Source organism: Oryzomonas sagensis (assembly GCF_008802355.1).
GTDB lineage: Bacteria > Desulfobacterota > Desulfuromonadia > Geobacterales > Pseudopelobacteraceae > Oryzomonas > Oryzomonas sagensis.
This window is the reverse complement of the sequence record NZ_VZRA01000007.1, coordinates 100,048-121,589: the sequence shown is the minus strand read 5'-3', so window position 1 is coordinate 121,589 and position 21,542 is coordinate 100,048. Positions and strand designations below refer to the sequence as shown.

Annotated in this window: 19 protein-coding genes; 11 read left to right on the top strand and 8 right to left on the bottom strand. The window is 58.8% G+C overall.

All coding sequences use genetic code 11. The features are described 5' to 3' along the window. Positions 1-61: 61 nt before the first annotated feature. From F6V30_RS16115 to F6V30_RS16100, 4 genes are all read left to right on the top strand, one after another. Positions 62-856, top strand: coding sequence for a c(7)-type cytochrome triheme domain-containing protein (locus F6V30_RS16115; RefSeq protein WP_151158127.1), 795 nt, complete (start codon positions 62-64; stop codon positions 854-856). Positions 857-887: 31 nt separating this feature from the next. Beyond that, on the top strand, positions 888-1,196 hold the full coding sequence (locus F6V30_RS16110) for a hypothetical protein (protein ID WP_151158125.1): 309 nt from the start codon (positions 888-890) through the stop codon (positions 1,194-1,196). Between the two features lie 51 nt (positions 1,197-1,247). Then, positions 1,248-2,054: a c(7)-type cytochrome triheme domain-containing protein gene (locus tag F6V30_RS16105; protein WP_151158123.1), complete on the top strand. Its 807-nt coding sequence runs from the start codon at positions 1,248-1,250 to the stop codon at positions 2,052-2,054. 112 nt (positions 2,055-2,166) lie between these two features. Then, on the top strand, positions 2,167-2,487 hold the full coding sequence (locus F6V30_RS16100) for a YcgN family cysteine cluster protein (RefSeq protein WP_151158121.1): 321 nt from the start codon (positions 2,167-2,169) through the stop codon (positions 2,485-2,487). A 52-nt stretch (positions 2,488-2,539) separates the two neighbouring features. Here the strand turns inward: F6V30_RS16100 and F6V30_RS16095 are convergent, their stop codons facing one another. Next, on the bottom strand, positions 2,540-3,862 hold the full coding sequence (locus tag F6V30_RS16095; RefSeq protein WP_151158119.1) for a dicarboxylate/amino acid:cation symporter: 1,323 nt from the start codon (positions 3,860-3,862) through the stop codon (positions 2,540-2,542). Positions 3,863-4,443: 581 nt separating this feature from the next. Here F6V30_RS16095 and F6V30_RS16090 point away from each other — a divergent pair. Beyond that, positions 4,444-5,625, top strand: a complete 1,182-nt coding sequence (locus tag F6V30_RS16090; RefSeq protein WP_246163575.1) for a glycosyltransferase family 4 protein — start codon at positions 4,444-4,446, stop codon at positions 5,623-5,625. Positions 5,626-5,725: 100 nt separating this feature from the next. After that, positions 5,726-7,222 carry an AAA family ATPase gene (locus F6V30_RS16085; RefSeq protein ID WP_151158117.1) on the top strand — a complete coding sequence of 499 codons (1,497 nt, stop codon included), beginning with the start codon at positions 5,726-5,728 and terminating at the stop codon, positions 7,220-7,222. A gap of 78 nt (positions 7,223-7,300) precedes the next feature. On the opposite strand, the gene F6V30_RS16080 is transcribed toward F6V30_RS16085, so the two are convergent. The 4 genes from F6V30_RS16080 to F6V30_RS16065 all read right to left on the bottom strand — a co-directional run bounded on the left by F6V30_RS16080 (position 7,301) and on the right by F6V30_RS16065 (position 12,458). Next, positions 7,301-8,716, bottom strand: coding sequence for a sigma-54-dependent transcriptional regulator (locus F6V30_RS16080; protein WP_151158115.1), 1,416 nt, complete (start codon positions 8,714-8,716; stop codon positions 7,301-7,303). Further along, positions 8,716-10,509 (bottom strand): transporter substrate-binding domain-containing protein, encoded by a 1,794-nt coding sequence (locus tag F6V30_RS16075; RefSeq protein ID WP_151158113.1) that lies wholly within the window; start codon positions 10,507-10,509, stop codon positions 8,716-8,718. Before F6V30_RS16075 ends, F6V30_RS16080 begins: the two co-directional genes overlap by 1 nt. A gap of 39 nt (positions 10,510-10,548) precedes the next feature. Further along, on the bottom strand, positions 10,549-11,136 hold the full coding sequence (locus F6V30_RS16070) for a chromate transporter (RefSeq protein WP_151158111.1): 588 nt from the start codon (positions 11,134-11,136) through the stop codon (positions 10,549-10,551). 113 nt (positions 11,137-11,249) lie between these two features. Next, complete coding sequence (locus F6V30_RS16065; protein ID WP_151158109.1) at positions 11,250-12,458, bottom strand: MFS transporter; 1,209 nt, start codon at positions 12,456-12,458, stop codon at positions 11,250-11,252. Positions 12,459-12,755: 297 nt separating this feature from the next. Here F6V30_RS16065 and F6V30_RS16060 point away from each other — a divergent pair, with 297 nt between their 5' ends. The 3 genes from F6V30_RS16060 (at position 12,756) to F6V30_RS16050 (ending at position 15,506) form a co-directional block, all read left to right on the top strand. Further along, positions 12,756-13,784, top strand: coding sequence for a vitamin K epoxide reductase family protein (locus tag F6V30_RS16060; protein WP_151158107.1), 1,029 nt, complete (start codon positions 12,756-12,758; stop codon positions 13,782-13,784). 174 nt (positions 13,785-13,958) lie between these two features. Continuing rightward, positions 13,959-14,792 (top strand): MBL fold metallo-hydrolase, encoded by an 834-nt coding sequence (locus tag F6V30_RS16055; protein WP_151158105.1) that lies wholly within the window; start codon positions 13,959-13,961, stop codon positions 14,790-14,792. Between the two features lie 102 nt (positions 14,793-14,894). Next, entirely contained in the window at positions 14,895-15,506 is a 612-nt protein-coding gene (locus tag F6V30_RS16050) for a class I SAM-dependent DNA methyltransferase (protein ID WP_151158103.1), read from the top strand. Positions 15,507-15,535: 29 nt separating this feature from the next. On the opposite strand, the gene F6V30_RS16045 is transcribed toward F6V30_RS16050, so the two are convergent. The 3 genes from F6V30_RS16045 to F6V30_RS16035 form a co-directional block, all read right to left on the bottom strand. Beyond that, on the bottom strand, positions 15,536-15,772 hold the full coding sequence (locus F6V30_RS16045; protein ID WP_151158101.1) for a hypothetical protein: 237 nt from the start codon (positions 15,770-15,772) through the stop codon (positions 15,536-15,538). Positions 15,773-15,844: 72 nt separating this feature from the next. Next, positions 15,845-16,081 carry a hypothetical protein gene (locus F6V30_RS16040; protein WP_151158099.1) on the bottom strand — a complete coding sequence of 79 codons (237 nt, stop codon included), beginning with the start codon at positions 16,079-16,081 and terminating at the stop codon, positions 15,845-15,847. Between the two features lie 358 nt (positions 16,082-16,439). Continuing rightward, a complete protein-coding gene (locus F6V30_RS16035; RefSeq protein ID WP_246163573.1) occupies positions 16,440-18,002 on the bottom strand; it encodes a S10 family peptidase in 1,563 nt (520 codons plus the stop codon). A gap of 963 nt (positions 18,003-18,965) precedes the next feature. Between F6V30_RS16035 and F6V30_RS16030 the strand changes: the two genes are divergently transcribed. Next, the gene (locus F6V30_RS16030; protein WP_151158097.1) at positions 18,966-19,457 is read left to right on the top strand and encodes a chemotaxis protein CheW; all 492 of its coding nucleotides are present in this window, start codon (positions 18,966-18,968) and stop codon (positions 19,455-19,457) included. Between the two features lie 381 nt (positions 19,458-19,838). Then, positions 19,839-21,539, top strand: coding sequence for a HAMP domain-containing protein (locus tag F6V30_RS16025; RefSeq protein WP_191965742.1), 1,701 nt, complete (start codon positions 19,839-19,841; stop codon positions 21,537-21,539). Positions 21,540-21,542: the final 3 nt, after the last annotated feature.

The window sequence follows — 21,542 nt, the reverse complement described above, 5'->3', positions numbered from 1 at the left end:
AGGCACGAACCCGTAATTTCAGTGTGAAATCGAGTTGATACTACCATCTGAGGAGGTAACCATGAGAAGGCCGCTCTTCGTAGTACTGGTTCTGTTCGTGGGGGTGGGTGTTGCCTGGGCTAGCGGCACGAAAAAAAGAAAGCTCCCTCCCTACGAATTCGGAGGCGTTACCATCAACAATTACTCCCAGCAGGCGGGCATGCCTCCGGTGGTGTTCGATCATTGGGTGCATCGCCAGTATTTCACCTGCCGCCTCTGCCATGTGGATATCGGGTTCGGGATGACCGCCGGCGCGACCAAGGTGCGTGCCATGGACAACATGAAAGGGTACTATTGCGGCACCTGCCACAATGGCAGGATGAGCGTGAATAAGAAGAAGGTCTTTGAGGCCTGCGCCAAGGAGTACGGCAGGGATGAGTTTAAGCGCTGCGTGAAGTGCCATGCCCTGGAGCGGGATGCGGCCAGGGAAGAACAGTTCTACCGATTTGCGGACGCCATGCCGAAGGAGCGGTTCGGCAACGGGATCAACTGGGAAAAGGCCGAGGAAGAGGGGCTGATCAAGCCGCTTGACCAACTTGAGGGGGTTTCGATCATGAAGGCGAAGCTCAAGGTCCAACAGGATTTTTCGCTCAAGACAAAGGTCGAAGGGATGCCCGACATCATCTTCTCCCACAAAAAACACACGGTCTGGAACGGTTGCGAACTGTGCCATCCCGAGATCTTCATAGGCATCAAAAAGGGAACCTCGAAATACTCCATGGTGGAGCTTTTTGACGGCAAGTATTGCGGCGTCTGTCACGACAAGGTGGCATTCCCCCAGACAGACTGCCTGCGCTGCCATACCAAGCCGGTATAACGGGTAGCCAGGAATAACGGGAGATATGGCGATGCGTACAACAATAGCGGCGCGCATGGTTCTTGCGGCATGTCTCGTCCTGTCCGTTTGCCTGTCAAAGGCGTATTGCGACGAGGTGTGGCGAACGGAATTCGAGGAGGCCTGTGCAAGGACCGCGGACGTCATGACGCTTTCCGATAATGAGTTGAAGGCCCTGATCGGGAGATGCGAGCGCTTACAGAAGGTTATCGAGCAACAGGATGAAACCGTCCGCAAGGTATATTCGAAACGGCTCCAGATGTGCAGGGATCTCTATGTTTACGTCCTTGAGGCCAAAAACAGTGAAAAGACGCGGAAATAGGCTGACATCGAACCGATAAACCCTGATGACGAGGTGCGAGTGAAAAAAGGGATGAATGGCACAATTCTGTTTCTTGCCGCCGTGGTACTGTTGTCGTGCCTGGGAAGCGCCCAGGCGATGGATCGAAGCGAACTGGGCAATGTGCTCAAGACCATTCCTCCCAACGGACCGTTTTGGAAGTACGGCACCCTCGTCATGCACCGCAGGACCAAAAAGGCCGGGATGGCCCCGGTCGTGTTTGCCCACTGGAGCCACCGGGCCCGTTACACGTGCCGCGTCTGCCACCTCGACCTGGGATTCAGCATGCGTGCAGGGGATACGGGCATCTCCCGCGCCCAATATACTGCGGGAAAATACTGCGGAGCCTGCCATGACGGCGTGACGGCATTCGGGGTGCAGGATGGCGAGCCTTCCCTGTGCGCCCGATGCCACATGAAGGATACCCAGGCCTTGGAGGCCTCTTTCGAGACCTTTGCCGCCCCGCTGCCCATAGCAGGCTTCGGAAACGGCATCGATTGGGCCGGCGCGCTCAAGAGCGGCAGGATCAGCCCGAGAAATTCCCTTACTTTCGCCGCCCCTTCCATGCCGCTCCCGGAAAAACTGCATCTGCCGATGAAGCTCAGCACGGCGGCTCCCCGAAGCGACGTGACCTTCTCCCATGAAGACCATTTCAGCGAGCTTGACTGCTCCAGTTGCCACCCGGATATCTTTAACATCAAGAAAAAGGGCACCGTCGATTTCTCCATGGACAAGAATATTTTCGGTAACTACTGCGGCGCCTGTCATATGCGGGTCGCCTTTCCCATGAACGACTGCAAACGCTGCCATCCGTACATGAGCAACTTTTCAGGCTTCTGAGCGGATGCATTCTTCGCACTGGCCTTGACGGACCGGCAGATCGCTCCCGGGGACTTCAGCCAGCGGGTCTCTGTATTGACACATCCCCCGCACCTGGTTTACCCTGCCCTCCATGATTGATGCCGCCAACAACGATGCCCAGTGGGACAGCCTCTGCAAACAGTGCGGCCTCTGCTGTTTTGAAAAGCTGGAGGACGAACGCGGCACCATTCTCTATACCCAGACGCCGTGCCGCTATCTGGATGTGACGAGCAGGCGCTGCAAGATTTTCGAGCGACGCTTCGAGATCAATCCAAGCTGTGTGAAGCTGACGCCGGAACTGGTTCCGACCCTCCGCTGGCTCCCCAATGATTGTGGCTACCGGCGATCGTCCGTTGAACTCCCCATAGAGCCGCGTCGGATCAGAAAAAGAGGGAGAAAAGGCCGCAAATAGAAAAAGCCCGCATGAGCGGGCTTTTTCTATTTGCAGTACGGCAGCGGGCGGCCTAATCGGCGATCATCTCCGGTTCGGTCTCGGGGATGGCAAACCCGTGGGGCTCTTCGGTGCCGGTCAGATTGTTGCTGAGCACATGCTTCATCCGCTCGACGTCGAGCTCGTTTTCCCAGCGGGAGACAACGATTGTGGCCACGCCATTACCGACGAAGTTGGTCAGGGCGCGGGCTTCCGACATGAAACGGTCGATGCCGAGGATCAGGGCCAGACCAGCCAAGGGGATGGTGGGGATGGCTGCGAAGGTGGCGGCGAGGGTGACAAAACCGCTTCCCGTGACCCCGGCAGCACCTTTGGAGGTGAGCAGCAGAACCGCGAGGACGGTAAAGGTCTGGGTCCAGGTAAGCGGGGTGTTGGTGGCCTGGGCGACAAACAGCGCTGCCATGGTGAGGTAGATCGACGTCCCGTCCAGATTGAAGGAGTAGCCGGTGGGAACGACGAGACCGACCACCGATTTCTTGCAGCCCAGGTTTTCAAGCTTGACCATCAGGCGGGGCAGGGCCGATTCGGAGGACGAGGTGCCCAGAACGATCAGGAGTTCCTCACGGATATAGCGAATGAACTTGAAGACGTTGAAGCCGCAGAATTTGCCTATCGGCCCGAGGACCAGCAGGACGAAGAGCAGGCAGGTAAGGTAGAAACTCGCCATCAGCAGGCCCAGCTTTGAAAGAGAGCCAACCCCGAACTTGCCGATGGTGAAGGCCATGGCGCCAAAGGCCCCGATAGGGGCGAACTTCATGATGATGTTGACGATCCCGAAGAGCGCCTGGGAAAGCTGGTCGATCAGCCGGTAAACAGCCTTGCCCTTTTCGCCGAGGGCCGACAGGGCGAAGCCGAACAGGATGGCAAAGACAAGCACCTGCAGGATGTCCCCTTTGGCAAAGGCGTCAACCACGCTCGACGGGATGATGTTGAGCAGAAAATCGACCGTGGAATGGGATTTTGCCTGGGTGGTAAAGGCGGCGAGAGCTTTCGTATCGAGCTTGGTCACGTCGGCGTTGAAACCATCGCCCGGCCGGATGACGTTCACCACGATAAGGCCGATGGCGAGGGCCAGCGTGGTGAGCACCTCGAAGTAGATCAGCGCCTTGGCTCCGACCCGGCCCACCTTTTTCATGTCCTCCATGCCGGCAATGCCGGTGACGACCGTACAGAAGATCACCGGGGTGATGATCATCTTGATCAGCTTGATGAAGCCGTCCCCGAACGGTTTCATGGCAACGCCGGTCTCCGGGTAGAAGTTGCCGAGGACAACACCGATGGCAATCGCCGTAAGCACTTGGACGTACAGATGCTGATAAAACCTCTTCGTTTTCATACACATCCCTTTCATTTGCTTATTTAAACCGGATTTGGTTCAGCTTGTCGTCTGTTGTTGCGCAATATAAAACTATATCAGCAAGCTGAATACCAAGTTGCCCCATATGCTCAAATGATTGAAATTGAACACTAAACATTGTTTTATGCTCTTTTGTTGTCGTTGAAAGGGTATAACTTGGGTTATGCCGCGGGCGGGGATTGGTAGGGAAACATCCGTTACTGCGCATGAGTAGGGCTGTATAACCGACGTTATGGGGATAACATTGGTTATACCCTTTATTGTGTGTGTTCTCGAGCTAGTCTGCGTCGGCCCTTTTTGAGCCACAATGGTTCCTTGCCGGGTCCTGCCGATTCGTGGCGACTTCGCTTGCCCGGCGCGCTTCCTTACTGGGGAAAATAGGGCGCGCGGAGTATCCCGGGGCAGCTATCCTGATTTTCTCGAAATTTGCATATTTGCTTCACGCTCTTGACGTTATAACCTGCATATATATTGTTGTGCTTGGTTTATGTGCTTGTTGCGTTTCGGTCGGCCGGTGACCTTGAGGAAAACGACAAATGCGCCAAAGGAGATGATCTGTTGTGCTTGAAAGAAGGCTGAGGATCATGCTGCTCGTTCCAACCCCCTATTTTTCCGACCGGGGATGTGATGTGAGGGCCTACGAAGAGGCAAAAGCCCTTATACGCTGTGGTCACAATGTCCGGATTTTCACCTGCCACCTTGGGCGCGAGATGCCGGGCGTTGCAACCATCAGGATGCCCCGTGTCCCATGGCTGAAACAATTGTCAGTACATCCTTCCTGGCATAAACCGTATTTCGACATCCTTATGTCCTATCAGGCGCTCAAGTTCGCCCGAGCATTCAGGCCGCACCTGATCCATGCCTATGGGCACGAAGGCGCCTGGATTGGCGGACGGCTTAAAAAGCGGTTGGGCATTCCCCTCGTGTTTGAATATCAGGGAAGTCTTACCGGCGAGATGATCGAGCAGGGCTTTATCAAGGAGGGGTCCTTGCTGCACCGCTTCAATTCCTGGCTGGAACGGCGCATCAACATGCGATCCGCCGATCTTATCGTAACCAGCTCGGTTTCCGCGGCCCGAGACCTTGTTGGCCCGTGGGGGGCTGACCAAAAAATGGTCGCATCCCTGGTGGACGGAGTCGATACAGCCCTGTTCCGCCCCTACGGGCGTGAGGAGGTGCGCAACAAGCTGCGTCTCCCCCCTGGCGTACCGCTGGTGGTGTATCTCGGCACGCTGGATCGCAATCAGGGGATTGATGCCCTGCTCTCCTCCATTGTCCTGCTCAGGTCAAAGGGCAGTCCGATCCGTTTTCTGATCATGGGAGCCCCCGAAGAGGAATATCGTGCCAAAGCCGTGGAACTCGGTATCGAGCGGATGATAATCTTTACCGGCAGAATCGACTACGAGAAGGCCCCGTTCTACCTCTCCGCAGGTGACATAGCCGTATCCCCCAAGATTTCCCTGCTCGGGTCCAATGGTAAACTGCTCGACTATATGGCCTGCGGACTGCCGATCGTAGCCTTTGACATGCCTGTGAACCGTGAGTTGCTTGGGGACGCCGGCGTCTATGCAATATATGGCGATTCCAGCGACTTGGCCGTTAAAATGAACTGGTTGCTGCGGAACAGGGATGAACGGGCGCGCCTGGGCAGGCTTGGGCGGGAAATGGCAGAACAGTTGCATGGTCTGGATTGCCATGGCAAGGCATTGAGCGAAATCTATCGGACCCGCTTGAAAATGTAGGTTATAAATAGATATAGTGATCCAGTGGCACGCACGTCTGAAAAGGCGTGCGAAAATTATCACAGGGATGGCCGGTCCGGGCCTTTCGGGGAAAGCAAACATGGAAAATCTGACGCAACAACAGATGGTGCGCCTGATCAGTGTCGGCACGGTCCTGTTTTACGTGATTACCGACAACGAACAGCGCAGCGAAAGGCTGTTAAACCAGGTCGCCGCACGGCTCAAGGGAATGGGGCCCCCCATTGTCTGGACCTGTACGACTGGTTTGAGCCGGGAAGGGGCTGTTGTCCCGGATACGGCAGACCCGCTCAAGGCCCTCGATTTTGCCATTGCCCACCCCGGTCCCTTTATGATGATCATGAAGGATGTCCACCGGCTGTGGCGGGACAACCCGCTGTTGGTCAGGAAATTCAAGGACCTCGCCTCCGCTTCGAGCGGCAAGGGCAAGGTGGCGGTCATCCTGGGGGATGAGGAGTGGGTTCCCCACGTCCTCCGGGAAGATTGCATCATGGTGACCCAAGGGCTTCCCGGGATTGGGGAGATCCAGGATTTTCTGAAGTATATGCTGAATCGGGAACCGTCATTTGCCAAAGCGTGCCAAGAGGACCCCACGTTGTTCGAACGGCTGGCGGTCGCTGCCAGGGGGCTTGATCTCGTCGACCTTGAAAGGTCGGTGCGTTTGCTGCGTCTGGATGAAGTGGCGGGCGGCACTAATCCCGTTGCGGCCCTTCTGGAAAATAAGCGGCGGATCATTCAGCAGAGCGGCATTATGGAACTTGTTACGGATGTCGTCGGATGCAACCAGCTCGGGGGGATGGAAAACCTCAAACACTGGCTGGAACGGCGCACCTGCGCCTTTGGATTGGACGGCATATCGGCAGGGGTTGGGCTTCCCCGGGGAGTGCTGGTCATGGGGATTGCGGGCTGCGGCAAATCGCTGTTCGTCAAGTCGATCGCGGCCGAGTGGCATCTTCCCCTGATTCGGCTCGACATGTCGACGGTCTACGGCGGCCTGTTCGGCACACCGGAGGCGAGTTTACGCCAGGCGTTCGATACGGCGGGGGCTGTGGCGCCCTGTGTGCTCTGGATCGATGAAATAGAATCCGGCATTACGACCCACGGTTTCAAGTCCGAAGGCGGTGCGGCGTCCCGGGTGCTGGGGACCTTTCTGACGTGGATGCAGGAGAAACGCGAGCCGGTGTTTGTGGCCGCCACGGCGAATGCCATTGAAATGCTCCCGGCCGAGGTACTGCGCAAAGGACGCTTTGACGAAATATTCTATGTTGGCTTACCTGAGGTTGCTGCCCGGGAACAGATCTTTCGTATTCATCTGACGAAGCGGCAGGTTGAGCCGGCCTCTTTCGACATCCCGCTCCTGGCCGGCTCCACCCGCGGATTCTCTGGCGCGGAGATTGAGCAGGCCGTCAATTCGGCGGTTTTCGAAGCGCTTGCCGACAGACGGCCCATGACCCAACAGGACCTGATGGTCATGATCAGCCAAACGGTTCCACTTTCCGTTACCATGGCAGAACAGATCAAAAAAATCGAGGCGTGGGCCTTTAAGCGGGCTGTGCCGGCAGCGGGCAAATTCAGATAGCCCCATCATCTCCCGATGTCCGGTAGCGCTGGGGGCGCAGGGTAGGCTGGGAGTTGCTCCCCGTGGCCAGGGTCGCTGTTATTCTTCCTGCTCACGCGCCAGCTTGAGGCGCTTGCTCAGGGCGGGTTGAGAGATGCCGAGCAAGCGCGCGGCGATTGTCTGATTGCCTTTGGCACGGGTTATGGCCTCGGAAACGAGCAGTTCCGTTGCCTCCGAAAAGGAGGGAAGACGCTCGAGACAAGAAAAGGGATTGCCCTCGGGAGCGGCGGCGACGGGTGAGGAGTCGGGTTGGCCGATGCCGCGCAAAAAGGTGTCCATGGAGAGGATGTGGTCGCGATGGACGCTTACGGCGTCGTAAATCATGGCTTTCAGTTCGCGTACGTTGCCGGGAAAGGAGTAGGTGGCAAGGAGCAGGGCCAGCTCCCGGGGAGGGGTCGGCTTCTTTTTTCCCAGGGAATGCGCGACTTTGCCGAGGAAATAGTCGAGGAGTAACGGAATGTCCTCCTTCCGCTCCCGGAGGGGAGGGACTTGGACGTGGTGCGTCCGCAGGCGGTAGAAAAGGTCGCGGCGGAATCTCCCGTCAGCCTCTTTCTGGGCAAGGTCGTGGTGGGTGGCCACGATGATGCGCGCCTTGAGGCGTTTCGGTCGGTCGCTCCCCAAGGGAAAGTACTCCCCCTCCTGGAGAAGCCTCAGGAGCTTGATCTGGGATGGGATGCTGAGATCGCCGATTTCATCCAGGAACAGGGTGCCGTCGGCAGCCTCCTCGATCATCCCCCGGCGCTGGTGGTCGGCACCGGTGAAGGCGCCTTTGATATGGCCGAAAAGGGTGTCGGCAAACACCGTATCGTCCAGGCCGGCCACATTCACCGCCACAAGCGGTCCCGCACAGCCGCTCAGAAGATGGGTGGCGCGGGCGAGGAGTTCCTTGCCGACGCCGCTTTCGCCGGTGATGAGGAGCGGCTGGGGGCTGACCGCCACCGCTTCCACATAGGAAAAAATGGCGTGCATGGCCTGGTTGGCCGTGATGATGGCGGTAAAGGCTTCGGGATGCCGAAGCGACCCGGTGAGGACGCGGCTGGACATCTCGTGATTCTCGCGCTGGAGTTCCAACATCCTGATGGCGCGCAGCACGCCGCCCACCAGACGGTCTTCTTCCACCGTCTTGACGAAGTAATCAAATGCCCCGAGCCTCATGCAGCGCACGGCGGTCTCCAGTTGGTTCATGCCGCTGATCACGATGGTGGTGGTTTCCGGGTGCTGTTCCGCGATCATGGTCAGGAGGTCTTCGCCCGAGACATGGGGCATGGTGAGATCAAGAAGGATCAGGCCGACATTCCGGCTGGCGATGATCTCCTTCACCTCCCGGCTGTCCTGGCAGGTAATAATATTGGTAATACCGGCGGAACGCTCCAGGGTAAGGGAGAGCGAACGGAGCCAGGCCGGTTCGTCATCCACAAGGAGTATGCAAAAGGGAGGATACAGGTTCTGGTTCATTAGGGTGTCTCCTCGGCGGCCGGGAGGGTCAGGATGACGGTCGTGCCTGCGCCGGGGGTCGAGGTGAACTTGAGCGTCCCGCCGTGCTCATTGACGATCCCCGCCGACACCGAGAGGCCCAGCCCGGTCCCTCCCGTCTCCCGTTTGGTGGTGAAGAACGGATCGGTCAGGCGGGGGATATGTTCGGAGGCTATGCCGACCCCCTCGTCCGTTATGGTCAGGGCCACGATCCTGGCATTGCTGACGCGGAACGTGGCCAGGGATATCTTGCACTCCGTGTTGGGCAGCGCCTGGCAGGCGTTGAGCAGCAGGTTGACGACAACCTGTTCGATGCGTTGGGTGTTTCCCCGCACCTGGGGGATGTCGGCGGCGTACTCCGCCGAAAAATTGACCGTTGCCTTGCGGAGCGAGCTGTCGACCAGGCGTACGGCCGCCTGGGCAACCTGATTCAGGTCGAAAAGGTCGCTGCCGGAGTTGTCGTCCTGGCGGGCGAAATCCTTGAGCTCCTCGACGATGCGTTTGATGCGTTTCGAGCCCTCCAGCATTTCGTCCAGCATGTGTGGAACCTCGTTGCGCATCCGCGAATAGGGGAGGCCGCCGAGGGGAAAATCACCGGATTCGTGGTAGTGGGCCTCCAAAACCTCCACCGCGTCCTGGTAGACCTCCTTGAGGATCGGCATGTTGAGCAGGATCAGGCCGTTGGGGTTGTTGATCTCGTGGGCCACGCCGGAGACCAGGATACCCAGGGAGGCCATCTTGTCGGCCTGAATGAGTTTGTCCTGGTGACGGCGAAGCTCTTCCAGGGCGCGTTTACGCTCCGCCGACTCGCGGGCCAGTTCCTGGGTCCGCAGCGCCACGCGCTTCTGGAGGGTCCGGGACCAGACCACCGTGGCGGCCAGAATGAGCAGGAGCAGGACCAGGGCGAGGGCGCCATAGCGCACGGCCCGCTCCCAGGAAACCGGCGGCGGTTCCAGGGTGCCGAGCCATTTGTCGTAGATCGCCTGGTACTGGCCGGTTTTGTGGAGGATGGCGAGCCCCTCGCTGATGCGGGTCATCAGCTCGTCATTCCCTTTTCTGACGCCATAGCAGTACTTCTGGGCCGCAATGCTGGTCGCCACCGGAACGACGTTCGTCAGGTGGAGTTCCCGGATGAGGTACATGCCGGGCAAGATGGCGACGACCGCGTAGTCGTGGGCGCCGGAGGCGAGAAGGCGCAGGGCGTCGGCCGGGGTGTCGGAGAAGTGCAGGTCGCCGCTGAAGCCGAGATTCCTCAGGGAGTCATGCATGATCCCGTCGCGGAAAACGATGATCTCCTTGCCGTGCAACTCCTGGATGGAGTTGACCGGTTTGGTGTCCTTGCGGGCAAAGATGGCGTGGTGAACGATGGTGTGGGGAGGGGAAAAGGTGATGGACCCTAATCGTTCCTCCGAAAAAGAGATCCCCTGGAGGACGTCGATCTCGCCATTCATGAGGGCGGTGCGCATCTCGGACCACGCGCCGAAGCGGAATTCCACCTTCATCCCCATGACCTTGGCGATGGCCCGGGTGAGATCCACATTGTACCCCGCCGGTTGGCCGTCCTTGTCGAGGAACTCGTAGGGAGGGTAGGCGCGGTTGCCGCCGACGATGATGACCTTGTCGCCGGGATTCCGGCTCTGGGTATCGGTGGCGCCGAAGGCGGGCAGGACCGGGAGGCACAGGAGGAGAACGGCAAAGCCGGCCCGCAGGATGCGTCCGAGGCCGGCACGGGGGCCGGAGGTCTGCCGATGTCTTTGCCCAGGTCGTGTGGTCACTGTTTGCCCAATTCCTTGTATCTCAAATGTTGCCGTGCGTCAGCGGTAGAGCATCCCGCCGATCAAGGCCCCGCCGAAGATGATCAGCGCCGGATTGATCCTGGTGAGGGTTAAAAGGACAAAGGCCGCCAGGACGAAGATGATCTTGTCCCAGCCAATGGTCAGGGCCGTCCCCCACCCGTTTTTGCCGGCGCCGAAGACCGAAAAGGCCATGTCGTAGGCGGTCCAGAGCAGGAGCCCGACCACCAGCGGCCGCACCACCTTGAGGGCCGCCGCGATGTTCGGGCTGTCCTTGACATGGAAAAAATAGGCCACCATGATGAGCATCAGCAGGGTCGTGGGGACCACCGTCCCCGCTGCCGCGGCCACGGCGCCGGGGACCCCGGCCAGCTTGTAGCCGACGCAGGCCGATACCTGGGGCGCAACCGGGCCCGGCAAGGCATTGCCCACCGCCACGGCATCGGCAAACTCTTCAGGGGACATCCACGGCACGGGGGCCGTCCCCCCGGGCGGCAGCCAGAACGCCGTCGTGGTTTCGCGCTGCATCAGCGCAAGTGAGGCCGGCCCGCCACCCCAGGAAAAGAGGGCGACCCGCGTATAAACCCAGAATATGTGCCAAAGAAGCATGCATCGGCTCCCCGTGATGGAGTTACGTCCCGCTAGTAATACCACAGTGGCGTGCTGGAAAGAAAGTGTCAGATTGTACGGAGAACGATCTGCAAGGCCTGTGCGGACAGCTTTTAATCCGCCTGGAGCCGCTCGCGTTGCGCCAGTTCGGGAAAAAAACGCCTCCAGAGCAGGACGACCAGCAAGGTGCCGATACCGCCGATCAGTGCGGCGGGCATTGCCCCGAACCAGGCGGCGGTCAACCCCGACTCGAATTCTCCCAACTCGTTGGAGGTGCCGATGAAGATGGCGTTGACGGCGCTGACCCGTCCGCGCATTTCATCGGGGGTCTCCAACTGCACCAGCGTGGAGCGGATGACCACGCTCAACATGTCGGACCAGCCGAGCACCACCAGCGCCGCGAATGACAGGGCAAGGGACGTGGAGAGGGCAAAGACGATGGTGGCGATGCCGAACCAGGTTACCGCGGCAAACATGACCTTTCCCACCTTGCGCTGCAATGGCTGGCGCGCCAGGTAGACGGAGGCGGCAAAGGCACCGACGGCCGGCGCGGAACGCAGGAAACCGAGCCCCCAGGGGCCGGCGGAGAGGATGTCGCGGGCATAGATCGGCAGCAGGGCGGTGGCGCCGCCGAGCAGCACGGCGAACAGGTCGAGGGATATGGCCCCCAGCACGACCCGACGGCTGCGGATATAGGAAACCCCTGCAAAGACAAAGTGGAGGGAAACCGGTTCGCGGAGCAGTGACAGCGGTCGTTCGATCCTGATTGCCGCAATGGCGGCGGCCGACAGGAGAAAGAGCGCGCCGCTGACGGCATAAACCACCGCAGGGCCGGCAATGTAGAGGAAACCGCCCATCATCGGGCCGATAATGACGGCCGCCTGTCTGACCGAAGCGTTGAGCGCCACTGCCTTGGGCAGGGTTTCCTGATCCACCAGCGAGGGGACCAGGGTCTGGAGGGTGGTGAATTCAAAGGCGCGGGCGATGCCGATCAGGAAGATGAACGCAAGGATGGCCTCCCTGCCGGCCCACTGGGCGTGGCTTCCCAGGCAGAGGCCGGCCAGCGCCGCCGCCTCGACGAATTGTGCGAGAAAGACGATCCGGCGGCGATCGTAACGGTCGGCAACATGTCCCACCAGCAGTACCAGCGCTGCCGAGGGGATGAATTGTACGAGTCCGACCAGACCGAGGTCAAAGGCGCGATGGGTCAAGGAATAGATCTGCCACCCCACGGCGACGCCGGTCATCTGGTACGCGATGGTGGCTGCGGCGCGCGCCAGCAAAAAGAGGAGGAACGGTTTGTGGTGCAAAGGTGACGTCATCTCGCTCGCCTCGGGGTTATCGTTGATCTGAATGGAGTCAATCTGCCATTACTATAGATACGATGCGCCGCCGGGTCAAGCGGGGTGAGCGTCCCGGTGGCGCGGCAGCTGTGACATGCCGTTGTTGCCGAGCCCGGCAGCCGCCTCAGGGGCCCACACGGTAGGGAAAATTGCACTCGCATTTTACGCCCGCCGTGCTATATTGAAAGACTGATTACAGATGGGGTTGATGTCCCAGGGAATAAGCGATACATTATTTGCGTTTCTATGAATTCTTCAACAAGCAAGAGTAGCTCGATGCCTTTATCATCAAGCGGTGCAGGCAAAACGGTCGCCGGCGTTGTGCTCTGGCTGGCGCTTCTGGCGGGCCTGACCCTTTCCGTGCTTTCCGGCCTGAAAATATGCACGGCCATGTGCAGCGAAACGGCAAAGTTTGCCATCTTCGGGATGGATTTCGGCTGGTTCGGCTGTCTCTTCTTTGGGCTGCTGATCCTGTGTGCGGTTCTGCGCAACCGCATCCCCCTTGCTCGGGCCCTGTTGCTCTATGGCGTCAGCGGGGCGGCCGGTGCAGAACTGCGGCTGATCTGGATCCAAAAGTACGTTATTGGCGCCTGGTGCCCGGTCTGTCTCGGCATCGCAGCAATGGTGGCTACGGCAGGTCTCGTTCTGCTCTACGAATTACTGGCTACGCAAACGGCGTTAGGAGGAAGCATGAAAACAAGATTGACCCATATCGCGGTGATGATCCTTGCTCTTCTGATCGGACTCGGCGCAGCCGTGGCCGGTGTACAGAAGGAGGCGGAGGCGGCGGGACCCGACATTTACTTCGGGAAGCGCCAGAGCGACACCACGGTGTATGTTGTCAGCGACTGGTTCTGTCCCGTCTGCCGCAGGGTGGAGCCTGAAATCGAAAAGGTGTTCCCGGAGATTGCCGCAACGGCCCGCATCGCGTTCGTCGATATGCCGATCCACCCGGATACCTCCAACTATACCCCCTATAACCTGCAATTCATCATGTACAACAAGGATAAATACATGCGCCTGCGCCATGTATTGGACGAACTCTCCCGGTCGACGAAAAACCCGTCCCCCGAGCAGGTCCAGGCGGCGGTGGCTCCCCTGGGCATCAAACTTCGGCCACAGAACTTTGTTGAACTGATGAACGGCGTCAAACTCTTTGAGTCCCTGTTTCGCGGTTTTGGGGTCAAAGCCACCCCCACGGTGGTGGTCGACAACACCAGAACCAAGAAGCGGAAACTCCTGATCGGCAGCCGCGACATAACCAGAAACGCCATAAAAGAGGCCATCGTCGAAGTCGGAAGGTAGACGGCTGCGGCAGCTTCCCTTTGAATGCCGCTGGAATCCCCTTTTTGCCGCCCGGCAGCCTGATGCTGCCGGGCGGTTTTTTGTTGCAGTTGTTGACACTGTATCAAATATATGTATATTAATATATTTGCGGCGTGGGTGCACCCTGAAGGGAAGATGTTGAAAAGGTGGCATATGAACTTTCGTATCACCGTCCTGTGTGAAAATTCAGTCGGACCCATCTGCGGCACTCTGGGAGAACACGGCTTTGCCGCCCTGATCGAACCGTCCGGGGGGGAGGCCATCCTGTTCGATACCGGCCAGGGGCTTACCCTGCTGCACAACGCCCGCCGGATGAACAAAAACCTTTCCGCGGTCGGAAAAGTGGCTATTTCCCACGGCCATTTCGATCATACCGGAGGTCTGCTTCCCTACCTGCAGGAGTTCGGCCCCCGTCGGGTGTACGGGCACACGGGTATCTTCGCCCCCCGCTACCGGGTAAAGGATACGGGTGAGTGCTTTCCCATCGGCCTGTCCCAGGGGCGGGAAACATTGGAAAGCGCCGGGGCGACGTTCGATCTTTCGACGGCATTCCGCGAACTGGCCCCCGGTGTCCACCTGTCCGGCGAGGTCCCCCGCGCTACGGCGTTCGAAACCGGTGATCAGGGGTTGTACTGCGATTGCACCGGGCAGGAGCTGGACGCCACGATTGACGACCAGTCGTTGGTGCTGGAGACCGACAGGGGGTTGGTGGTCGTTCTGGGATGCTGCCATGCCGGACTGGTCAATACGCTGGAGCATATCGCCTATATGACCGGCCGGCGCGATGTGTACGCCGTGATCGGCGGGACTCACCTGGCCTTTTGCAGCCAGGAGCAAACGGGGAAAACCATTCAGGCGCTCAAGGAGTGGGGGATCAGGAAGATAGCGGCCGGGCATTGCACCGGTTTTGCCGCCTCGGCACGTCTGTCGCGGGAATTGCCGCGGGAATTTCAGGTGGCGCTGGTCGGGTATACCCTTGAGGTCTGAGCATCGGAATGCCGTAGTGGCGGGGCGTTCCCGGCAACGCACCCGAGGCGTCGGGCGTCCGCCGTGGAGCACGCCATATCAGGCTATTGGGGAGGAATTGTCATGGAACGGAAGGATTTCGATACCGTAGCATCAACCTGGGACGAAGAGCCGCGCCGGGTAAAGCTGGCAGCGGACATCGGGGCGGCCATCAAAGATACGGTCCCGCTTTCGGCGGATTGGGACGGGATGGACTACGGTTGCGGCACCGGCCTGCTGACGCTTGACCTGGCGCCCGCCCTGCACAGCATGGTCGGCCTGGATAGTTCCCAGGGGATGGTGGATCGCCTGACCGCCAAATGCTCCGCGACAGGCATCCAAAATACGCGCGCGATCCGTTGCGATCTGGAACAGGGAAAACCGCCCGTGGGTCCCTTTCATCTCGTCACCAGCGCCATGACCCTGCACCACATCCCGGAGATCGTCCCGCTCCTGACGTCGCTGCGCGGGCTGCTGCATCCCGGCGGCTGGGTCGCTTTGGCTGACCTGGAAACCGAGGACGGCAGCTTCCACGATAACCCGACCGGCGTGTTTCACCATGGTTTCAGCCGGGAAGAACTGGAGGGGTTTCTTACCCGGGCCGGTTTTACCTCCATTGCCGTCCGCAGGGCGACCACCATGCGCAAAGGTGAACGCGTCTACTCGGTGCTGCTTGCCGTGGCTGTCAATCCCTGAACCGGGGCAACCGTTCTCGCCCGGTTTCCTTATTTGGTCTTTACCGGCTGCGGTTCGGCGGTTTTATCCTTGCTGAGCCCCTTGGCAAAGCCGAAGAGCAGCAGCATCACCGGCATGAGTTGGGCAATGACGATCAGGGCGCAGAATCCCAGGAATATCCATACGAACAGACCACTGTTGTCTTCCCGTGCGCCGCTTGCCGCGAACGCGTTGGAGACGGAACCTATGCTCAACAGCAGAGCGTTTTTAAGTAAGGTGGTTTTCATGGCGTCCTCCCTCTCTACTCCGCACGGCTACCCGTGTGAATGTGTTCACTCTCCCGGTAACCGGGTGTGATGCTATTTGGCGCCCGTGGTTCCGTGCAATTTTTCATCGCCAGCTGAAAAGATTCCCCTCAACATCCCGACAAAGAGCATAATGCCGGGAATGAACTGGAACAGGACGATCAGTATCCCGAATGCGATGAAGAATGTCGCCAGCAAGCCCAACCCCTCACCTTCACTTCCCCCTCCCGCTGCCAACACCTTGGTTGCAGTGATCATCAGGGACAATAGCGTTGCTGATAAGGTTCTCATGGCTCTCTCCTTTCTTCCCTCGGCTGTCCGGCGTGTTTCCTTACCCTCGTAAAATGCATGGGCTGTGCCACAACACATACATGGCTCGATTTCCAATTTAACATGATAATATTATTGAGTATTACTGCGAGTGGCGGCGGCGGTGGGCGGTTGGGGGGGAGACGGCCCTATGGGCGTCTGTATACCAATCCCATACAACCATGACGAGGCGTGCCGAGGGTAGTGCCGTAATAACGAATTGATATTGTTTGATTTCTATGGGAGGCGGGCCCGGAATGTGCCTGTATAGGGAAATGATACATTCGGGAGACGGCTCCTCATGTCGGGAGAAGTTGAAACGGCGGATCGACCGTACAGATTACTCATGTGGGGTTCCGGCAAGCGCCTTATGGACGAACTCCTTCACGTCCCGATTCAGCTGCCCCCGGGAGGTGCTGTCCAGGTACATCATATGTCCGGCACGATAGCGACGGGTTGAAATGTTTTTCTGGAGTGCCGGCGTCAAGCCTAAGTGATTGAGGGTGTACGTGCTGGAAAAATGGGGGGTTGCCAGGTCGAACAGCCCCATGGCCACAAAGAGCTTCATATAGGGGTTTTTGGCAAAACTGTTGCGCAGGTTGTCGCTGGTGTCGGCGTAGCTGTTCTTCGCTTCCCAGTCCCAGTGGCCGATGCCGCCGCCCAGGACAAAGTATTCCAGGTCGGACTTGTAGCCGAGTTCCGTGCGGATATAGCGATTGAAAGCATCGGTATAGGGCGGCTTGATGACGGCCACGGCGGGGTCAAAGCTGCGATGGCTCGACGGTTCCAGGTCCGGAGCCGCGAAGCGGCTGTCCAGATATCCAACCATCTGCTGCCGGTCGCGGAGGAGTTCCCTGACGAAGCTCCTGCTGTCGATGCGCAGGTTGCGGTTGGCGATGAAGGCCGCATCCAGCCCGGTGAATTCAGCCAGTTTGTCGGCAACCTCGCGGCGTTTCTCTGTGGGCAGGCTATCCCCCAGAACCAGTGCCGCCGTGTACTCCGTTGCCGCCCATGACTCCGCCTGGGCCAGCGTCTTGTCCAGGTCGGCCTGGAATTGGGGCGCCAGCCGGTGATGATACCATGCCGTTGCCGTATAACTGGGGAGGAACAGGGGGTAGGGGAGGTCATTGCCCTGGTCGAAGCTCAGGGGCTGCATGTTCATGACTGAGGAGATCAGCACGATGCCGTTGAGCGCGATGCCGTGCTCAAGCAGGTATTCGGACAGCCCCGCGGAGCGGAATGCCCCGTAGCTCTCTCCCGCCAGGAACAAGGGCCCCCCCCAGCGTTCGTAGCGTCCCAGATAGAGCCTGATGAACCGCCCCAATGAGTCCACATCCCCCAGGACCGTGGCGAATTTTTTCGTCAGATCCGCCTTGGCCGCCCGGCTGTAACCGGTGCCGACCGGGTCGATGAACACCAGGTCAGCCCACTCCAGCCAGGTTGTGTCGTTGTCCTCCAGATGAAAGGGAGGGGCGGGCATCCTGCCGTCGGGCAGCATCCGCACGATACGGGGACCGACCGCCCCAAGGTGCAGCCAGACCGACGACGCACCGGGGCCGCCGTTGAAGATGAACAGGAGCGGACGTTTGACGGTGGGCGAAGGGGTGGGAACGCTATAGGCGACAAAAAAGATCTGGGCCTCGGTTTCGCCGGCATCGTTTTGCACCGGCAACTCGCCTGCGGTCACGGTATAGGCCAGCGCCTTGCCCTTCATGGTGATGGTGTGGCGGGTTACGACCGGTGTTTCCGCGGCCGGGCCCGACTCCTTGTTCCCCTTCTCCGCGCTTTTTCCGTCATCATGGGCCGACCGGGCGATCCCTGGTGTGGTTTCCGCCGCGGACAGGCAGGGATGATGAAGTTCGCCGGCCAACAAGAGGACCGTTAAAAACAGGGGGATGAACAAGGGGCTTACCTCCGGGTTCTGGCGCTCTGGCAGCAAAACACGAATACACTATACCCCAACCAGGGGCTGTCCACAACCATCACTGTGGTTGGAGACTAAGAGTGGCCTGGCCGGAGGCGGCATGATTCATACTCCCGGTCGCGATTGTTATTGATATATTTTTTATTGTATATTATAAATTGAATTAATTGGGCTGCGACCGGGGGTGCGATTCCGGTATGACTGCCCAGCCCCAATCCGAATGAGCGAGGTGAAGGAGTGAAAGAGCTGCTAGTGCCGATCATATTCCTCGTTGTGTGGGTGGTGCTCCAAAAGTACATCCTTCCGCGCCTCGGCGTGTCCACCTGAATGTCCAATTCCTGCGACCTCGGGGACCGGGGTGCCAAACACGGGAATAAGGTGAAAGATCCGCCTCATGGCAAACAGTAGCGGGGGCGGTGGAGCCTGCCGGAAGGCGTGCCGGCCAATGCGATTGCACTTTGTTGCAACAATCTGATATTCCTATCGCCATGTACCACGCTATGCGGCATCACTCGACCAGGCGCCTGGTTGTCTTCATCCTGCCCTTATTCCTCCTGTTCCTCGGGATAAAGGTTCCTGCTCTATCACGTCCGCAAAAGCCGAAAGCCGCACCGCGTGCCGTCGTGGAGACGCCGGCTGAAAAATCGGTCCAACTGGCACCGGCCAACCAGTGCGATGAGCCAGTTGCCCTGGGCGGGTCGATTTCTCCCCGCACTCCCGCAGGTCAGCCGCTGCCGTCTCAGCTCGTGATGGTATTCGGTGCCTCTCTGCTGTTGTTACGGCTCCTAACCACGCGCTCCCCCCTGTTTCCCTTCGTACGTTTAATCCCGTAACCGTATCTCGTTTAGCGCCCGTGGCTGTTCAGGCTTTGACAGGGCTTTGGCAAACTGGTATAGAATGGGCTGCATGGCAACGAATTGAACCACTGAAAGGAATGAGATAATGTCCAACGAACTGATGGTCAAGAGTGATGAGTCCAAGGGAGAGCTCAACCAACTCGTCAGCTTTAGCCTGGGGGACGAAGAGTTCGGCATAGAGGTCCTGAAGGTCCGCGAAATCATCCGCATGACCGCCATTACCCACATGCCCAACACCCCGCACTATGTCGAGGGCATTATCAACCTTCGCGGGCGGGTGATTCCCATTATCTCCATGCGTCGTAAATTCGGTTTGCCCGAAGTGGCGAACAACAGCCAGACCCGCATCATTGTCGTGGATGTGGACGGGAATTTAACGGGATTTATCGTCGATGCCGTATCGGAGGTCATCCGCATCTCCGATAGCGAAATACAGCCTCCCCCGCCGGTGGTGTCGGGCGGTATAGATCAGGAGTGCATCACGGGCGTGATCAACCGAACGGACCGTCTGCTCGTGCTTCTTTCCCTGGACAAGATGTTTTCGCCGGGAGAAACCCAGCTATTTGGCGGAATGTAACTAAGATTTGCCGGAAAAACCGCCGTGACGCTGGGGATTCCCTGATAGCGTATCCCCCTGATCGTTTTCCGGCCCACCTTTGGCACGACCCCCTCTTCGCCCGGCTAAGCGGTGCACAAGCACTGTTCCGGCTCCCCTGAGGGGTCGCGGCTTTGTCGCTTCTTGTGGGGAAAATTTACGAATAGGCCACCGACCTCCTCCCCGATCCGATTTGAGGCCCGGCTTTTGCAAGTTTTTGAGTGCATGTAATTTGGCGGCGGCCATGTCGTGCCGCGTTCGAGGTACATGGGAACATGCCCCGAGGTGGCGATTGTCGCCCCGGCCTCACGGAACCAAGTCATCTTGCAAGCGCCTGCCCGACAGCCTCTCGAGGACGCGTTCATGATACAAAGCCTGCTCGATCACTTCTCCTCCCTTTCGTTACGGAAACTCCTGCTCCTGCTGACCCTGCTGCTTGCCCTGCCGGCCGTGGGGTTGATCGTCCATTTTGGTCTGGACCAGCACCATGATGCGCTGCAGGAGGGCATAGTCGAGACCAGGAAACTGGCCTACAACATTGCCTCCGAACAGAGAAATCTTACTGCGGCCGCACACCAGCTGGTGACCGTGCTGGGGCAATTGCCCCAGGTCAGGGAACATAAGACGACGGCCGTCAACGGTATTCTGGCGAGTGTTCTCGCCCTGAATCCCCAGTATGCCAATATTGTGATCGCCGACCCGACAACGGGAGATGTGTGGGCATCGGCTCTGCCTCTTACCAAGCAGATTTCCCTGCGCGATAAACGTACCTTCCGGAATGCCGTCAAAACCAGGCAGTTTTCTTCCGGCGAATATGTCATCGGCCAGATTTCCACGAAACCGACCATCGGTTTCGGATACCCGGTTATTGATGAGAAGGGTGGGGTTAGGGCCGTTATTGCGGTCAATTTCAACTTTGACCATTACAATGTCCTGTTTAACCAAGCCGGCTTGCCCCGGGGGACGACCTTCAATATCATCGACTATAACGGGGTGATAATAGACAGAAATCTGAATCCCGAGGGGTTTGTCGGTAAAAAGGTCAACGACGGAATCTTCATGAGCATGGTGAACGGTCCTGAGGAGAACTCGTTTATTGATGTGGGGGTGTCCGGCGACCGGCGGATCATTTCGTACACCAAATTGCGGTTACGCAATGAAACGTTCCCTTACCTGTACGTCCGTGCCGGTATTCCTCTCCAGGCGGCCCTGAGTAAAACGGCGGAAAAGCAGTTTTACAATATGGTGTTCCTGTCGCTGCTCCTGCTCACCGCCATTTTCCTGGCCCTGTTTATCGGCAAGCACTGTTTTGTCAACAGGATCACCGCGTTGCAGGAGGCTTCCCACCGGCTGGCGGCAGGAAATCTTCACACGCGGGTTTCCGCTTGCCTGCAGGGGGGGGAACTGGGGGATTTGGCCCAGACCTTCGACCAGATGGCCGATCAGCTTTCCGCCCGGGAGAAGGCCGTGCGGGAAAGCGAGGCCCGATTCCGCAGCGCTTTGGAAAACGCTCCCATCGGGATGGCACTCGTCTCTCTCAACGGTACGTTTCTCCTGGTGAACCGCGCCCTGTGCGCCATCCTCGGATATGAAAAAGAGGCGCTTCAAGGTTTGACCTTCGCGGAGGTAACCCACCCGGACGACCTGAGCCTGGATATTCCCCATGTGGAGCGGCTGCTGGATGGTGAGGTTTCCGCCTATACCGTGGAAAAACGGTACATAACCAAGGGGCGCGAGTTGGTCTGGGGGCAACTGACCGCCTCTGTCCTCAAGGGCGACGAAGGCGTTCCGGAGTATTTCATCGTTCAGATCGAGGATATCAGCGACCGGAAGAAGACTGAAAAAGAGCGTGAAGGGCTCATCGGGGATCTTCAGGGTGCGCTGTGCGATGTCAGGATATTGAGCGGCTTGCTGCCCATCTGCGACTCCTGCAAGAAGATCCGTGACGACAAGGGGTACTGGAACCAGCTGGAAACCTATATCAGCAAACACTCAGGCGCCATGTTCAGCTACGGCATCTGCCCTGACTGCGAAGCCAGGCTGCAGGGCCGCAAAGAAACCTGACAG

Bases quoted from the DNA above. Each gene is read 5' to 3' on its own strand.
- F6V30_RS16115 (WP_151158127.1), top strand. From the start codon at position 62: ATGAGAAGGCCGCTCTTCGTAGTACTGGTTCTGTTCGTGGGGGTGGGT.
- F6V30_RS16110 (WP_151158125.1), top strand. From the start codon at position 888: ATGCGTACAACAATAGCGGCGCGCATGGTTCTTGCGGCATGTCTCGTC.
- F6V30_RS16105 (WP_151158123.1), top strand. From the start codon at position 1,248: ATGAATGGCACAATTCTGTTTCTTGCCGCCGTGGTACTGTTGTCGTGC.
- F6V30_RS16100 (WP_151158121.1), top strand. From the start codon at position 2,167: ATGATTGATGCCGCCAACAACGATGCCCAGTGGGACAGCCTCTGCAAA.
- F6V30_RS16095 (WP_151158119.1), bottom strand. From the start codon at position 3,862: ATGAAAACGAAGAGGTTTTATCAGCATCTGTACGTCCAAGTGCTTACG.
- F6V30_RS16085 (WP_151158117.1), top strand. From the start codon at position 5,726: ATGGAAAATCTGACGCAACAACAGATGGTGCGCCTGATCAGTGTCGGC.
- F6V30_RS16080 (WP_151158115.1), bottom strand. From the start codon at position 8,716: ATGAACCAGAACCTGTATCCTCCCTTTTGCATACTCCTTGTGGATGAC.
- F6V30_RS16070 (WP_151158111.1), bottom strand. From the start codon at position 11,136: ATGCTTCTTTGGCACATATTCTGGGTTTATACGCGGGTCGCCCTCTTT.
- F6V30_RS16065 (WP_151158109.1), bottom strand. From the start codon at position 12,458: ATGACGTCACCTTTGCACCACAAACCGTTCCTCCTCTTTTTGCTGGCG.
- F6V30_RS16060 (WP_151158107.1), top strand. From the start codon at position 12,756: ATGCCTTTATCATCAAGCGGTGCAGGCAAAACGGTCGCCGGCGTTGTG.
- F6V30_RS16055 (WP_151158105.1), top strand. From the start codon at position 13,959: ATGAACTTTCGTATCACCGTCCTGTGTGAAAATTCAGTCGGACCCATC.
- F6V30_RS16050 (WP_151158103.1), top strand. From the start codon at position 14,895: ATGGAACGGAAGGATTTCGATACCGTAGCATCAACCTGGGACGAAGAG.
- F6V30_RS16045 (WP_151158101.1), bottom strand. From the start codon at position 15,772: ATGAAAACCACCTTACTTAAAAACGCTCTGCTGTTGAGCATAGGTTCC.
- F6V30_RS16040 (WP_151158099.1), bottom strand. From the start codon at position 16,081: ATGAGAACCTTATCAGCAACGCTATTGTCCCTGATGATCACTGCAACC.
- F6V30_RS16030 (WP_151158097.1), top strand. From the start codon at position 18,966: ATGTCCAACGAACTGATGGTCAAGAGTGATGAGTCCAAGGGAGAGCTC.
- F6V30_RS16025 (WP_191965742.1), top strand. From the start codon at position 19,839: ATGATACAAAGCCTGCTCGATCACTTCTCCTCCCTTTCGTTACGGAAA.